The 15,011-nt window shown below is 71.7% G+C and carries 14 protein-coding genes; 10 read left to right on the top strand and 4 right to left on the bottom strand.

Going from position 1 to position 15,011, the window contains the following annotated elements; all coding sequences use genetic code 11:
- Nucleotides 1-163 precede the first annotated feature (163 nt).
- The 3 genes from Pen02_RS18455 to lon all read left to right on the top strand — a co-directional run bounded on the left by Pen02_RS18455 (nucleotide 164) and on the right by lon (nucleotide 4,740).
- Nucleotides 164-1,195 (top strand): response regulator transcription factor, encoded by a 1,032-nt coding sequence (locus tag Pen02_RS18455; RefSeq protein WP_203867330.1) that lies wholly within the window; start codon nucleotides 164-166, stop codon nucleotides 1,193-1,195.
- Nucleotides 1,196-1,233: 38 nt separating this feature from the next.
- Nucleotides 1,234-2,280 carry a hypothetical protein gene (locus Pen02_RS18450; RefSeq protein WP_203867329.1) on the top strand — a complete coding sequence of 349 codons (1,047 nt, stop codon included), beginning with the start codon at nucleotides 1,234-1,236 and terminating at the stop codon, nucleotides 2,278-2,280.
- Nucleotides 2,281-2,397: 117 nt separating this feature from the next.
- On the top strand, nucleotides 2,398-4,740 hold the full coding sequence (gene lon / locus Pen02_RS18445) for an endopeptidase La (protein WP_203867328.1): 2,343 nt from the start codon (nucleotides 2,398-2,400) through the stop codon (nucleotides 4,738-4,740).
- 117 nt (nucleotides 4,741-4,857) lie between these two features.
- Here the strand turns inward: lon and Pen02_RS18440 are convergent, their stop codons facing one another.
- A complete protein-coding gene (locus Pen02_RS18440; RefSeq protein ID WP_203867327.1) occupies nucleotides 4,858-6,411 on the bottom strand; it encodes a glycosyltransferase family protein in 1,554 nt (517 codons plus the stop codon).
- 243 nt (nucleotides 6,412-6,654) lie between these two features.
- Between Pen02_RS18440 and Pen02_RS18435 the strand changes: the two genes are divergently transcribed.
- Both Pen02_RS18435 and Pen02_RS18430 read left to right on the top strand, forming a co-directional pair.
- Nucleotides 6,655-8,523: an ABC transporter ATP-binding protein gene (locus Pen02_RS18435; RefSeq protein ID WP_239140949.1), complete on the top strand. Its 1,869-nt coding sequence runs from the start codon at nucleotides 6,655-6,657 to the stop codon at nucleotides 8,521-8,523.
- 88 nt (nucleotides 8,524-8,611) lie between these two features.
- Nucleotides 8,612-9,133, top strand: a complete 522-nt coding sequence (locus tag Pen02_RS18430) for a hypothetical protein (protein ID WP_203867325.1) — start codon at nucleotides 8,612-8,614, stop codon at nucleotides 9,131-9,133.
- Here Pen02_RS18430 and Pen02_RS18425 read toward each other — a convergent pair.
- Complete coding sequence (locus Pen02_RS18425; RefSeq protein WP_203867324.1) at nucleotides 9,110-9,421, bottom strand: hypothetical protein; 312 nt, start codon at nucleotides 9,419-9,421, stop codon at nucleotides 9,110-9,112. The genes Pen02_RS18430 and Pen02_RS18425 overlap by 24 nt on opposite strands.
- Nucleotides 9,422-9,788: 367 nt before the next feature.
- Here Pen02_RS18425 and Pen02_RS18420 point away from each other — a divergent pair, with 367 nt between their 5' ends.
- Both Pen02_RS18420 and Pen02_RS18415 read left to right on the top strand, forming a co-directional pair.
- Complete coding sequence (locus Pen02_RS18420; RefSeq protein ID WP_239140939.1) at nucleotides 9,789-10,592, top strand: helix-turn-helix domain-containing protein; 804 nt, start codon at nucleotides 9,789-9,791, stop codon at nucleotides 10,590-10,592.
- A complete protein-coding gene (locus Pen02_RS18415) occupies nucleotides 10,583-10,783 on the top strand; it encodes a DUF397 domain-containing protein (RefSeq protein ID WP_203867323.1) in 201 nt (66 codons plus the stop codon). Before Pen02_RS18420 ends, Pen02_RS18415 begins: the two co-directional genes overlap by 10 nt.
- Here Pen02_RS18415 and Pen02_RS18410 read toward each other — a convergent pair.
- The gene (locus Pen02_RS18410) at nucleotides 10,749-11,090 is read right to left on the bottom strand and encodes a hypothetical protein (RefSeq protein WP_203867322.1); all 342 of its coding nucleotides are present in this window, start codon (nucleotides 11,088-11,090) and stop codon (nucleotides 10,749-10,751) included. The genes Pen02_RS18415 and Pen02_RS18410 overlap by 35 nt on opposite strands.
- A 143-nt stretch (nucleotides 11,091-11,233) precedes the next feature.
- Between Pen02_RS18410 and Pen02_RS18405 the strand changes: the two genes are divergently transcribed.
- A complete protein-coding gene (locus Pen02_RS18405; RefSeq protein ID WP_203867321.1) occupies nucleotides 11,234-11,779 on the top strand; it encodes a hypothetical protein in 546 nt (181 codons plus the stop codon).
- A gap of 171 nt (nucleotides 11,780-11,950) precedes the next feature.
- On the opposite strand, the gene Pen02_RS18400 is transcribed toward Pen02_RS18405, so the two are convergent.
- Nucleotides 11,951-12,907, bottom strand: coding sequence for a cyclase family protein (locus Pen02_RS18400; RefSeq protein ID WP_239140938.1), 957 nt, complete (start codon nucleotides 12,905-12,907; stop codon nucleotides 11,951-11,953).
- Nucleotides 12,908-12,986: 79 nt separating this feature from the next.
- On the opposite strand from Pen02_RS18400, the gene Pen02_RS18395 reads away from it, so the two are divergent.
- Together Pen02_RS18395 and Pen02_RS18390 are read left to right on the top strand one after the other, a co-directional pair.
- Nucleotides 12,987-14,159, top strand: coding sequence for a MalY/PatB family protein (locus tag Pen02_RS18395; protein WP_239140937.1), 1,173 nt, complete (start codon nucleotides 12,987-12,989; stop codon nucleotides 14,157-14,159).
- A 48-nt stretch (nucleotides 14,160-14,207) separates the two neighbouring features.
- A partial coding sequence (locus tag Pen02_RS18390; RefSeq protein ID WP_203867319.1) for an alpha/beta fold hydrolase occupies nucleotides 14,208-15,011 on the top strand: 804 nt, incomplete at its 3' end.

The raw sequence follows: 15,011 nt of genomic DNA, 5'->3' as shown, positions 1-15,011 counted from the left end.
CGATGGGCTGAAGCCGGCTCGCATGATCGCCGTGTCCGGGGGCGGCGCTCGCCGTTCTCTTAGGTAACCGCAGCAGTGCGGGACGTCCTCGATCGACAGGACCGCCGAGACGGCGAGGAGTGGATCAGCATGCGGGCGATGGCTCGGCGCACCGGCTCGGGGGATGGTTGACCTGCCCCCCGGTGCCGCCGAGATCATGTCCGACCTGGAGGGGGTCGCGGCGTTACCGGGAGACGTTGACGACCGCGTTCCGGAACTGCTGGCGGTGCTGTACCGGCTGGTGCCGTACGCCAGCTCGATGATGCATGTGCTCAACCCGGAGCTACGGGAGTTCCAGGCGCTGGGCGAGTCCGGTTACGACGAGGCGATTCTCGCCTATTTGCGCAGCTCGGAGCACTACCGTGAGATGGAGTTGCTCGGCATGGACCGGAACCGCCCGCCGATGTGCGTACGTGACGCTCCCGTGCCGCCGAGCGAGCTGCCCTCCTGGGCGGAACACCTGGAGCCGGCGGGCTTCCGGGAGGGGATCGGGCTCACCCTGTTCAGCTCGGACGGCCGGCACCTCGGGCTGATCACCCTGCACACCGACGACCCGGAGCATCCGAGTGACCAGGCCCGGGACTTCCTCGGGCTGCTCACCCCGGTACTGGCCGACGCCGTCGACCCGATGCGGTCGATCATCACGCTGTCCCGGATCGTCGCGGACGCGCAGTCCGGGGTGGTGCTGACCCGGGCCGGCAACGTGCTGGCACTGCCCGGCCTGCCGGGGCACCCCGTGCTCCAGCCCGGATCGCCGGTGCTGGCGGTGGCGGCGGCGAGCCTGGCCGAGGGCTATGTGCACAATTCGTTCCTGTGTCCGTACCGGGTACCGGGCGGGGCCGACGGGCACCTCCAGGTGACCGTGCTGCCCTGTCCGGCCTCGGCGCCGGCACACCTGCTCGCGGTGGTGCTGACCGCACCCGCGACAGATCTGCGCGGGTTGACGAGGCGGGAGTTGGAGATCCTCGGCCTGCTCGTCGACGGCTGGTCCAACCAGCGGATGGCGAGCCAGTTGGTGATCACCCAACGCACGGTCGCCGCGCACATGGAACACATCCTGAACAAACTGCAGGCCCCGAGCCGTACCCTGGCCGCCGTCCGCGCGCTGCGCCTGGGCCTGTACGTCCCCCAGCCCCTGGCCCGGACCCGGCGCTGACCACGCCGTGGGCCGGCCCGCGCCCAGGAAGTAGCGTGATGAGTGGTCTTCCACCGGCGACGCCGAACGTCGTCCGTGACGTGACGCAGTTCGCCCGGACAGCCCAGCAGGTCGACGCACCGGCGGAACTGCTGTCGCAACTGCGCCGGGTGGTGCCGGCGGTACAGGCCGGCTGGCTGGCGCTCCTCGACGACCGGCACGGTCGCTACGCCGAGATCGCCAGCTTCGGGTACGACACCCGGACCCGGGACTACTTCGGCACCACGCCGCTGCTGGAGCAGATCGAGTTGGTCGGGCTGGCCAGCTCGCCGGAGCCGCAGTCGGCCCGCGACTCGCCGATTCCCCTCGGCGACCTGCCGATCTGGGGCGAGTACTACTTTCCGGCGGGTTTCTCGGGCGGGGTGGCGGTCGGCCTGTTCACCCCGGACCACCGGCATGTGGGCGTACTCGTCATGTGCACCGACGACGCCGGCCGGCCGAGCGACGCCGAGCGGGACCTCGTCGGGGCGCTGGCTCCCCGGATCGCCACCGCCGTCGACCCGGTGCGGTCGCTGGCGGTGCTGGCCCAGGTGGTGCGGGATGCCCAGGCGGGGGCGGTACTGACGGAGTGCGGTGAGGTGCGCCCGCTGCCCGGCCTGTCCGGGCATCCGCTGTTGGAGCCGGACTCGGCACTGCCCGGCGTCGCCCTGCGCCAGGCCGGCGAGGGCGGCGGCTCCGCCTCGTTCCGCTGGCCGGTCTCGGGCAAGACCAACGAACCCGACGACTGCGGCGGGCTGCTCCAGGCCACCGTGTTGGCCTGTCCCACCGGCCCGCCGCACGTCGTCGGGGTACTGGTGCTGTCTCCGGTGCCCGCCGGCCGGTCGGTGCTGACCCGCCGGGAGTTGGTACTGGTGGGCCTGCTGCTGGAGGGCTGGTCCGACCAGCGGATAGCGGTCGGGCTGGATCTGCCGGTCTACAGCGTTGTCGAGACGGCCGTACGCGTCACGGCGAAGCTCGGCGCTCCGGACCGGCACAGCGCACTGGTCCGGGCGGCCCGGGGCGGGCTGTTCATTCCCTATCAGCCGGGTCGTCCTCCACCGGCCTGACCAGCCGGTTCGCCGTACGGGGCGGATGTCGGGGAGTGGCCTGGGTCACAAGCCGGAACATGGAGCACCGTTTGTTACTTGAGTCGTACAAGCTCAACTAACGATGGCAGGTGTTTGATGGCAACTCTTCCGGTTCTTCCTCTGACCGACGCTGTCCTTCTGCCCGGCATGGTCATCCCGGTGACCCTGGACGCGACCACCCAGTCCGCGGTGGACGCCGCTCGGGCCACCGGCGACAAGAAGCTTCTGGCCGTGCCCCGGGTGGACGGGGAGTACGGCTCCATCGGCGTCGTCGCCACGATCGAGAAGGTCGGCCGGCTGCCCAGCGGCGAGCCCGCCGCCGTGGTACGCGGTGAGGCCCGGGCACGGATCGGCTCCGGCGTACCCGGACCCGGTGCGGCGCTCTGGGTCGAGACCGTTCAGATCGACGAGCCCGCGCCCGCCGGCCGGGCCAAGGAACTCGCCCGGGAGTACCGGGCACTGGTGACGTCACTGCTGCAACAGCGCGGTGCCTGGCAGGTCATCGACGCCGTCGAGCGGATGACCGACCTGACCGAGCTGGCCGACTCGGCCGGCTACGCGCCGTGGCTCACCCTGGAACAGAAGATCGAACTGCTCGCCGCGCCGGACGTGACCGCCCGGCTCGAACTGCTGGTCGGCTGGGTGAAGGCGTACCTGGCCGAGCAGGAGGTCACCGAGCGGATCAACACGGACGTCCGCGAAGGGCTGGAGAAGTCCCAGCGCGAGTTCCTGCTCCGCCAGCAGCTCGCCGCGATCCGCAAGGAACTGGGCGAGGACGAGCCGGACGGCTCGGCCGACTACCGGTCCCGGGTCGAGGCCGCCGACCTGCCCGAGAAGGTACGCGAGGCGGCGATGCGCGAGGTCGGCAAGCTGGAGCGGGCCAGCGACGCGTCCCCGGAGGCGGGCTGGATCCGTACCTGGCTGGACACGGTGCTGGAGATGCCGTGGAGCACGCGTACCGAGGACAACACGGACCTGGTGCAGGCCCGTGAGGTGCTGGACGCCGACCACGCCGGCCTGGCCGACGTGAAGGATCGCATCCTGGAGTACCTGGCGGTGCGCAACCGGCGCGCGGCCCGCAACCTCCAGGTCGTCGGCGGTCGTGGCTCGGGCGCCGTGCTGGCCCTGGGCGGTCCGCCCGGAGTCGGCAAGACCAGCCTCGGCGAGTCGGTCGCCCGGGCGCTCGGCCGGAAGTTCGTCCGGGTGTCGCTCGGCGGCATCCGCGACGAGGCCGAGATCCGTGGCCACCGCCGGACGTACGTCGGCGCGCTGCCCGGTCGGATCGTCCGGGCGCTGCGCGAGGCGGGCTCGATGAACCCGGTCGTGCTGCTCGACGAGGTCGACAAGATCTCGGCGGGGTACGCCGGTGACCCGGCCGCCGCCCTGCTGGAGGTGCTGGACCCGGCGCAGAACCACACCTTCCGGGACCACTACCTGGAGGTCGACCTCGACCTGTCCGACGTGCTCTTCCTGGCCACCGCCAACGTGGTGGAGGCGATCCCCGGCCCGCTGCTGGACCGGATGGAGCTGGTCACGCTGGACGGCTACACCGAGGAGGAGAAGGTCGCGATCGCCCGGGACCACCTGCTGCCCCGGCAGATCGAGCGGGCCGGACTGACCGCCGACGAGGTCAGCGTCTCGGACGAGGCGCTGGGCCGGATCGCCGCCGAGCACACCCGCGAGGCGGGGGTACGCCAGCTCGAACGCGCGCTGGCGAAGATCCTCCGCAAGGTCGCGGTCGCACTCGCCTCGACCGACGACCCGGTACGGGTCGACACCGACAACCTGGCCAGTTACCTGGGCCGGCCGAAGTTCACGCCGGAGTCGGCGGAGCGGACGGCGGTACCCGGGGTGGCGACCGGGCTGGCGGTGACCGGTGCCGGCGGTGACGTGCTGTTCATCGAGGCGACCAGCATGGAGGGCGAGCCGGGGCTGACCCTGACCGGGCAGCTCGGCGACGTGATGAAGGAGTCGGCGCACATCGCGCTCTCCTACCTCCGGTCGAACGGCCGGGCGTTGGGGCTGGACCCGAACGCGCTGGCCGGGCGGCGGATCCACCTGCACGTACCGGCGGGCGCGGTACCCAAGGACGGCCCGAGTGCCGGCATCACCATGGTCACCGCGTTGGCCTCGCTGGCCAGCGGCCGGCCGGTACGCCCCGAGTTCGGCATGACCGGCGAGGTCACCCTCTCCGGCCGGGTACTCCCGATCGGCGGGGTGAAGCAGAAGCTGCTCGCCGCGCACCGGGCGGGGCTGACCGAGGTGATCGTCCCGGCCCGGAACGAGCCGGACCTGGACGACCTGCCGACCGAGGTCCGGGAGGCACTGACCGTGCACACCCTGGCCGACGTGGCCGACGTCCTGGCGCTGGCCCTGCGGCCGGCCGAGGACCTCGGTGAACTCGGCACCGTCGACGGCCCGGCACTCGCCGCGGCCTGACCGGGCAACAGGCCGGCTCGACCGGCGACATGTAGCGACGATGGGCGCCTGCGGTTCGCGGGCGCCCATCGCCGTCTCCGGGTGCACGTCGCGGTCAGCCGCACCGGACCTGACGAGTCAGTCCGGCGGTGCCGGGTAGAGGTGGTAGCCGCCCACGGCCTCCGGGGCGGTGCCGGGCAGCCGGCGGGCCAGTTCGGCGTCGAGCGGGGAGCCGACCGGCGCCAGTACGGCCTGCGCCGACGGGCGCCAGTAGCCGGGGTACCGGTTGAGTCCCCGGTCGAGCCGGTCGTCGACCACACCGCAGGTGATCCGCTCCGCGCTCAGGTACGTGATCCAGTTGCAGGTCCAGTAGCCGCCGTGCACGTACGTCAGGTCCCGTTCGCGCAGCGCCGCGAGTATCGCCGCCTTGTCCGCCCGGTCCGCCCGGTATTCGGGTACGGCGCCGGTCAGGCTCACCGTGGCGGCGAGCATGGTCACCGCCAGCGCGGCGATCGGCACGGCGGCGGGCAGCGCCCGGCGATCACCGTTGCGGGCGATCCGGTAGAGCGGCCACAGCGCCACCGGGAGTGAGATCGCCAGCACCGACAGGTAGCGGGCGCTCTCGACCGGCGAGTCGGCGGCGGCCGGGCTGCGTACGTAACTGAGCACGCTCAGCAGCCCGGCGGCGGCCAGCACCAGCCACATCGCCGGCCGTACCCGGTCGACGGCCTCGGATCGGTCACCCACCTCGGATCGGTCGTCCGCCTCGGACCGGTCGGCGGCACGCAGGTGGCGGATCGACAGCACCAGGGCGACGGTGAGCAGGACCAGCAGCACCGGTCCCCACCACAGCGACCAGCCGGCACAGGCGCTCGGCTCGCAGAGTCCCATCCCGAGCGGCAGGCCCAGCCAGACGCCGCCGACGACCCGGTCCCACCACCCGGCGTCGGTACCGGCCCCGTTGAGCTGGAGGAAGACCCCGATCGAGTTGCTGCCCCAGCCGGCCTGCACGTTGCCGACCACCAGCGGCAGTACCCCGACCAGCAGCCCGGCCCCGGCCAGCCCGACGGCCCGCCGGGTCAGTACCCGGGACGTGCCGAGCACCAGCGCCGCGCCGAGCAGGTACGGCGCCGGCAGCCAGTGGTTCCAGAGGATCAGCCCGAGCAGGGCACCCCAGCCGACGAAGGCGTACCAGCGGGTCTGGGCGCGGGTGGCCAGCAGGTAGGTGAGCAGCAGCAGGCCGGCGACCATCGGCGCAGTCTCCGGATAGCCGCCGCCGGCGATCAACTGGTTCTTGACGATCCGGTCGGAGCCGAGCGCCAGCAGCCCGACGGTCAGCACCGCCAGCCCGGCGGTGAACAGGCGCTTGACCAGCACGTACATCAGCACCAGGAAGAGGGCGTATAGCAGCAGCGTGGGGATCCGCAGCGCGGTCACCGACGGTCCGGCGAGCGCGACGAGCGGCGCCGACAGGTACGCCTCGATGGTGCCCATGTAGTGCTGGCCGTAGAAGAAGACCGGCAGGTCCCGCCCCTGCGCGATGTGCAGCGCGGCGAGTCCCATGGTGGCCTCGTCGCTGTTGGTGGGCGGGGTGCCGACCACGGTCAGCCAGATCCGCCAGGTCAGCCCGAGCGCGCCCAGCACGACGGCGAGCAGCCCGGAACGGTCTGGGCGCGGGAGGCGGAGCGGCACGAGTCGCGAGTCTGTCACATGTTCAGCAGCTTCGTGCTGCCCCGACGAGAGCCCCGACCGCCCCGAGGAGAGCCCCGGCGACTGATCCGGCTACTGGCCAGCCAGCCCTGCCGGAGATTGACCTCGACATTGCTTGAGGTCGTACTGTCGGTGGGCGCCGGTATGGTCCCGGTGACTTTGTGGCGACCGGGGGAGCGAACGATGGACATGGAAGTCACGGCGTGGAACTCGCTGTACCACGCGATGCACGCCCAGCAGGACAGACGTCCGTTCTCCATGGCCACGCTCCGCCGCATCGCCGGCTTCGCCCGGCCACACCGCCGGCGACTGATCCATTATCTGCTGCTCAGCGTGGTGACGGCGGTGCTCGCGGTGGCCACGCCGGTACTGGCCGGCCGGGTCGTCGACGGCATCGTCGGGGGCGGTTCCACCGACCTGGTGGTCGGGCTCGCCGTGCTGATCGGGGTCGTCGCGCTGGCCGAGGCCGGGCTGGCGCTGCTGACCCGCTACCTGTCGGCGAGCATCGGCGAGGGGCTGATCCTCGACCTGCGTACCGCCGTCTTTGACCACGTGCAGAAGATGCCGGTGGCGTTCTTCACCCGGACCCGGACCGGTGCCCTGGTCAGCCGGTTGAACAACGACGTCATCGGCGCGCAGCGGGCGTTCTCCGACACCCTCTCCGGGGTGGTCGGCAACCTCGTCACGCTGCTGCTCACCCTGGTCGTGATGATCGGGATCTCCTGGCGGATCACCCTGCTGGCGCTGGTCCTGCTGCCGGTCTTCGTGCTGCCGGCCCGCCGGATGGGCAGCCGGCTGGCCCGGCTGGAGCGCGAGGCGGCCAACCACAACGCGACGATGAGCACCCAGATGACCGAGCGCTTCTCGGCGCCCGGTGCCACCCTGGTCAAGCTCTTCGGCCGGCCGGCGGAGGAGTCGGCCGAGTTCGCCGAGCGGGCCCGCCGGGTCCGCGACATCGGGGTACGCACCGCGATGGTCCAGTCGGTCTTCATCACCGCGCTCACCCTGGTCTCGGCGCTGGCCCTGGCCCTGGTGTACGGCCTCGGCGGCTTCTACGCGCTGCGCGGCCAACTGGAGCCCGGCGCCGTGGTCGCGCTCGCCCTGCTGCTCACCCGGCTCTACGCCCCGCTGACCGCGCTGGCCAGTGCCCGGGTCGAGGTGATGAGCGCACTGGTCAGCTTCGAGCGGGTCTTCGAGATCCTCGACCTCGAACCGCTGATCAGCGAGAAGCCGGACGCGCGGCAGGTGCCGGACGGCCCGGTCTCGGTCGAGTTGGACGCGGTGACCTTCGGCTACCCCGCCGCCGACAAGGTCTCGCTGGCCTCGTTGGAGGAGGTGGCGACCCTGGACACCCGGGGCGGGGTGGACGTGCTGCGCGACGTGTCGTTCCGGGTCGAGCCGGGCCAACTCGTGGCACTGGTCGGCTCCTCGGGGGCCGGCAAGTCCACCATCGCCCAACTCGTACCCCGGCTCTACGACGCCGACTCCGGTGCCGTACGCCTGGCCGGGCAGGACGTACGCGATCTCTCCGCCGACTCGATCCGGGACACCCTCGGCCTGGTCACCCAGGACGGGCACCTGTTCCACGACACGATCCGGGCCAACCTGCTGCTGGCCCGGCCGGGCGCGACCGAGGACGAGTTGTGGGACTCGCTGCGCCGGGCGAGGCTCGCAGACCTGATCGAGAGCCTGCCCGACGGGCTCGACACGGTGGTCGGCGAGCGCGGCTACCGGCTCTCCGGCGGCGAGCGGCAGCGGCTGACCATCGCCCGACTGCTGTTGGCCCGGCCCCGGGTGGTGATCCTGGACGAGGCGACCGCACACCTCGACTCCACCTCCGAGGCGGCAGTGCAGGCGGCGCTCGGTGAGGCACTGGCCGACCGTACGGCGCTGGTGATCGCGCACCGGCTCTCCACCGTACGGGCCGCCGACCAGATCCTGGTGGTCGAGGAGGGCCGGATCGTCGAGCGCGGCACCCACGACGAACTGCTCGCCGTCGGTGGCCGCTACCAGGAGCTGTACCGGACCCAGTTCGACCAGCAGGACCAGCTCCCGACCCCGGTCGAGCGGGACGCGGCACTGGTCGCCGGCTGATCCACGGGGGACCGGTTGGCCGTCGAGGAGGCGGACGGTGCCGGGGACGCCATGGCGGAGCGGCGCGGCCCGGCCCGACAATGACCGGGTGACAACGGAGCCAACCCGAGCCGAACCAGCCCGACCCGTGTCGTCCGCCGGCTCGGTCCCCGCCCAGCCGGCACCGCCGGAGATCGCACCACCGGTCGTGCCGGAAACCTCACCGGCGCCCGAGACCTCGCCGCCGGAGGTCCCGGCCAGCCCCGCGACGCCGGAGGTCCCGATCGCGGCCGACGCCCCGACCCCGCATGCCGCGACGCCGGCGCCGGCGCCGGACGGCAGGGAACCGGCGCCGGCCGAATCGGCGGCGGCGAGGTCGTTGGGCGACAACTCGGCCAACCCGACCAAGGTCCGGATCGACACCCCCGGCGCCACCATCGAGATCGAGGCGAACGAGTCGCTGGCCGAGGTCGTCGCGACCGCGCTGCGGCTGTTCCACGAGGCCGGCGGCTGGCCGCAGGTGAACAGCCGGTCCGCCGGGTTCGCCCAGGCCGAACGCCGGGAGACCTATCCGGTGCAGCCGAGTTCGATGCCGTACGGGCCGGGGTCATATCCCGTCCAGATGCCGTAGCCGACGGGCGCGGGTGATCAACAGGCGCGGCCGGACCCAGCCCAGGAAGCGGGCGTACATCCGGGTCGGGTCCGGTGCCGTGTCCGGGTTGAGCCGGTACAGGTCCTCGGTCGCCGCCTGGAGCATCGTGGCCAGGTAGACGTGCAGGGTCAACGGGTCGGCCTCGTGCTCGACCGGCAGCAGGGTGCGCGCGGTGGGGCAGGGCCACTCCAGTACGCAGACCCGGCAGAGCCAGATCGGCCGCTGCGGCAGATGGGGTCGGGCCGACCGTGGCTCGACGCTGCTCATCGGGCGGCCCCGGGCCGACGGCTGTGGATGAGGAAATGGCCCGGGTTCGTCGGTCGGTGCGGGCTCCGCGACGGCGGACCCGGGCAATACCACCGCCGTCCGCACCGGCAGTAACGCCACAACCGGCGCCAGTCCGCGCGATGTTCTTCGAGGGTACGGCGCAGCCACTTCACGGACGGGCTCCCTCCGAATCTGAAGGTCAATTCCTGGACGCCCCCGCGCGGTTTGGTTGCTGACACTCTGCTATGGACACCACTACGATCGATAGCCGTTATCGGCGTCCGGAGCGTGCCGGAAGACCGGCTGTTTTCCCTGGTGGTGGCGCTGTGGTGTCGGTCGGCGGAAGTGGGGGAAGGCTGTGGGGAACGTGGGGACATCGGCGGCGGAGTTCCTGCTCGACGAGTTACGGCACCTGCGCCTGAGCATGAAACTCAACCAGGACGACTTCGGCAAATTGATCAACTATTCGGGTTCGCACGTGAGCGCGGTGGAGATCGGCACCCGGCCGCCGAAGGAGGACTACCTCACCGCCGTCGACAAGCGCTTCAACACCGGGGGCCTGTTCATGCGAATGCTCAAGCGGGTGATCGAATCCGATAGCGCGCCACCCTGGCTGAGAAAGGTGATCAACGTTGAGCAGCAGGCCACCTTCCTGCGTTGGTTCGAACTGGCCTGGGTGCCCGGTCTGCTCCAGACCGATGCATACGCCCGAGCGATCTTCGCAGCGGATGGACGGCTGAGCGCCGAGGAGGTGGAGACTCGTGTGGCGGCCCGGATGAAGCGCCAGGAACGCCTTTCCGGCGACACGCCGCCGCAGCTCGTCGCAGTGTTGGACGAGGCTGTGCTGCACCGCGCTGTCGGCGGATCGGCGGTGATGCGGGAGCAGCTCTTCCACCTCGTCCGGCTCAACGAGGCCCGCCGCCGCACACGGATCCACGTCGTGCCGTCGAACGTCGGCGCGTACCCTGGGCTCGGCGGGCCGTTCATCATCGCGACGCTGCCGGGACGCGATGAGGTCGTGTTTCTCGACAACCGCCTCCAGGGCCAGATGGTAGAACGCCCGGATGACGTGGCCGAGGTGCGCGACCACTGGGAAGACACCCTCGCCGAAGCTCTGACCCTCTCGCAGTCGACCGAGTTGCTATCGAAGGTGGCGAAGACATGGATCTGAATGCCGCGTGCTGGCGTAAGAGCAGCCGCAGCGGTTCCAACCAGGCCGCCTGTGTCGAGGTGGCGACGAACCTGTCCGGGGTGGTCGGGGTTCGGGACAGTAAGGATCAGGGCGGGCCGGTGCTGGTGTTCGCTCCTGAGGCGTGGCGGGCGTTCGTCAGCCGGGAAATTCCGTGTACCAGGGATAGGTGAACGCGGCGCAGCCGCCGTACCGGTCGATCCTCGTCCAGAGTTGGTCCTCGCCGGCCGAGGTGTGCCGGTCGAGGGCGTGCATGCCGTCGTCCTCGGCCCAGCACAGGTCCTGTGCGATGTAGACCGGATCCCACTCGCGGATCTGCCAGTAGAGCGTGAGTTCGTGGTTGCGCCAGCCAGGTCGGTCGTCCCGCTCGCCGGGTCCGGCCACCGACACCCACGCCCGCCAGGCGGGGCGTACAGCCGGCCAGGGTGCCACCAGCATCGTTCCGCGCCGGAGTGCGGCGATCAGCTCGGGTCGTTCCATCGCGGCTGCTCCTGGATCACGGTGCTGCCTGCCACTACACCGCAGATTCTCCCTGCTCGTGGCGGTCGGTGGTGATGACCCGCCGGGGCTCCCAAGCTTGGTCGGGGCACCCGGTCGGCCCGGACCGCGCGACAATCCGTCGCATGGGCTACACCCACTACTTCTCGTACTTCCCGCGCAGTGACGGGTTCCGCGCTGCCTGGCCACGGATGCGGGCGGACGCGGCGCTGATCCTCGACCGGGTGGAGGCGGCCGGCGTACGGCTGCGCCGAGATCCGTTCGGCGGATCTCTGCCGGCGGAGTACGAGGTCATCGCCGTCAACGGCAGCGTGGCGGACGAAGAGGACGGTGAGCCGTTGGTGATCGCGCCGCGCTGGCCCGTCCGCCGGTTCGAGGGCGACGACGGCAGGCTCGTCAACTTCTGCAAGACCGGACGCCATCCCTACGACCTCGCCGTCACCGCGATCCTGCTCCGGTGTCACCGGCTGCTGCCGGACGGGTTCGCGATCCACAGCGACGGCGGCTGGGACACCGAGTGGCGGCACGGGAGGCAGCGGCGGGCCCCGTTGCTGCCGAGCGCCTCGTTGTTGCCGAGTCCCCGGGACCTCGTCGCCGAACTGTTCGGCGACGAGGCGACCGACTCTCCCCTCGACCGCATCCGGGTGTTCGGCCCGACCGCCAACGCCTGACCGGCACAAACCCGGCCGAGACAGGCTGGCTGGGACCGTCTCCTCCGCAGACTGTCGAGCTGCCCCGCTTGTGCGCCCACCGCTGTCGAGGTGGTAGTTCGACAGCCGCCCCGTCTGTGCACCCAGCTCGACAGTGTGCGCGCGGGAGAGTGTGTCCGCCGGCGTCGGGCGTCAGAACGTGGCGATCGGGTTGACCGGGCTGCCGGACGTACCGGCGAGGCGGACCGGCGCGATCGCGAGCTGGAAGTCCCACTGGCCGAGCTCGGCGGCCGTGGTCGCGCACGCCTCCAGGTCGCAGTTGTCGAGCAGCCACAGACCCATGGCGACGAGGCCCACCGCGTGCACCGGCATCAACACGCCTTCGTACCCCGACGGCTGAACGTCCTGCGGGGTGTCGGCGCCGATCAGTGCGACCTCCCGGTCACGCAGCCACGGCAGGCAGGACGCGTGCCAGCCGGCCTGCGTGAAACCGCCGGCCGGGCCGCTCTCGTGCCGGGCGCGGCCGTAGCCGGTCCGCAGTAGTACGGCGTCACCGGAGCGCACCCGCACACCCTGGCGACGCTCGGCCTCTTCGAGGTCCTCGGGGAACACACCCTGCCCCGGTTCCAACCACGGCACGTCGCGGACCCTCGCGACGTCCAGCAGGACACCACGCGTGACGATCCCGTTCGCCGCCGCCGTGACGGCCGCCCACCCCGATCCCGTCGCGGGGTCGACCAGCGAGTGCGACCGCCCGTTGTACATCGTGCCGTCCCAGTACAGGTGGCACGGCGAGTCGACGTGGGTGATCGTGTTGCCGTGGAACGAGATGCCCAGCCGCTCGGACGAGAAGCCCCAGCGCCGGTCGGCGTGGAATTCGGCCACCGGCATGTTCTCGGCACCCGGCATCTCGGCGGCGCACGGGCACGTCGTCGTCGACCGCTCCATCTCTGCCGGTACGGTGACCTCCCACGCGCACGACACGCTCCTGCCGTGGCGCACGGCCCGCGCCGCCGCCAGCCGGACGTCGTCGGTGATGTGGTTGAGGGTCCCGAGCTCGTCGTCGTCGCCCCACCGTCCCCAGTTCGACAGCGTGTCGAAATATCCGAGCACGTCGTCCCGGGTGGGCATCTGTCGCTCCGCCGTCATCCCCGCATCGACTCCTCCGGTCACGCGCTCCCAGGCAACGCAGGCAGGGTATCCCGCCTCGGGCGGGTACCGTGGCCTGGTGGGCAACCCCTTGCAGACACTCTCCCTGGCCGACCTGCGACGCCGCACCAGCGAGAAGTGGCGGCGGTATCCGGCGGACGTCCTTCCGCTCTGGGTCGCCGAGCTGGACGTGCCGCTCGCCGAGCCGGTCGCGCAGGCGCTGACCGAGGCGGTCGCGCTGGGTGACACCGGCTACCCACTCGACGGTACGGACTACGCCTCGGCGCTCGCCGGGTTCGCCCGGGAACGCTGGGGCTGGGCTCCGAAGATCGAACACACCAGGCTGGTCCCGGACGTCATGCTCGGCGTGGTGGAGATGCTGCGGCTGGTCACCGGGTACGGCGACGCCGTCGTGATCAACCCGCCGGTCTATCCACCGTTCTACGACTTCATCCGCAGTATTGCCGACCGACGGATCGTCGAGGCGCCGCTGAACGCGGAGTACCGGCTCGACCCGGACGCCCTGGACCGGGCCTTCGCCGAGGCCGTCGCCGGTGGTCGGCAGGCCGCCTACCTGCTGTGCAGCCCGCACAACCCGACCGGCACCGTGCACACCGCCGACGAACTCGCGATGGTGATCGAGCTGGCCGACCGGCACGGCGTACGCGTCGTGGTGGACGAGATCCACGCCCCGCTGATCTATCCGGACGTGACCTTCCGGCCGTACCTCTCGATGCCCGGCGCTGAACGCGGCCTCGCGCTCTATTCCGCGTCGAAGGCGTGGAACCTGGCCGGGATCAAGGCGGCGCTGGCGGTCGCCGGGCCGGGCGCCGTCGACGACCTGGCCCGGATGCCGAAGGTGGCCGGCGACGGGGCGAGTCACCTCGGCGCGATCGCGCACACCGCCGCGCTGCGTTACGGCGGCCCGTGGCTCGACGAGCTGATGGCCGGCCTCGACCTGAACCGCCGCCTCCTCGGCGACCTGCTCGCCGAGCACCTGCCGGCCGTGCGCTACCGGGCGCCGGAGGGCACCTACCTCACCTGGTTGGACTGCCGGGAACTGGCCCTGCCGGCCGGCACCGACGGCGCCCCGGCCGACCCGGCGGAGGTGTTCCTGGAGCGGGGGCGGGTCGCGCTGGTTTCCGGGCCGTTCTTCGGTACCGGCGGGGCCGGACACGCCCGGTTCAACCTGGGAACCTCCCCGGAGCTGATCACCGAGGCCGTCCGCCGGATGGCCGCCGCGCTGCGCTGACACTGCTGAGTGGACGGTACGCCGGCCGCCGGTGGCACACTGCTCGACATGACGACGGGTGGGGGTGGCCCGGCGACCCCGGGCGTACGGGTCGGTCTCGGCGGCGGTGCGGGTCAGCCGGTACTGCTGCTGTTGCACGGGATGGGTGCGACCGGGGACGTGTGGCGGGGCTGGGCCGAACTGCTCGACGATCGCTGGCCGGGCCGGTGGCTGGCCCCGGACCTGCCCGGGCACGGCGGCTCCACCCCGCTCGACAGGTACTCCTTCGACTCGTTTGCCGCCGGTCTTGCCGGGTTGCTGCACCCCGGCGACCGGGTGGTGGTGCTCGGACACTCGCTGGGCGGTGCGGTCGGCCTGGCCCTGGCCGGTCGCGGCGCAGGCGGTGCCGTCGGGAACGGTGCCGATCTGCCCGGGTGGTCGGTCGAGCGGGTGATCGGGCTCGGCGTGAAGGTCGGCTGGACACCGGACGAGTTGGCCAAGACCGACGCGCTGGCCGCCCGCCCGGTCGTCTGGTACGACTCCCGGGCCGAGGCCGCGCAACGGTACCTCCGGGTGTCGGGCCTGACCGGCCTGCTCGAACCGGACGATCCGGCGGTGGATGCCGGAATCGTGCCCGACGGGGACGGCCGGTGGCGGTTGGCGATGGATCCCCGGGCGTTCGGCGTCGGCGCACCGGAGATGGCTCGGCTGCTGGCAGCGGTGGCCGCTCCCGTGCTGCTGGCCCGGGGCGAGCAGGATCCGATGGTCGCCGATGCCGAGTTGGCCCGGTTGGCGAGGTCGACCCACACGCTGCCCGGTTTGGGGCACAACGCCCACGTCGAGAACCCGGTGGCGGTACTCGCGCTGCTGGAG

The organism is Plantactinospora endophytica (genome assembly GCF_016862915.1).
GTDB classification, from domain to species: Bacteria; Actinomycetota; Actinomycetes; order Mycobacteriales; family Micromonosporaceae; genus Plantactinospora; species Plantactinospora endophytica.
Note: the sequence above shows the minus strand (reverse complement) of the source record. Positions and strands in the feature narration are given on the sequence as shown.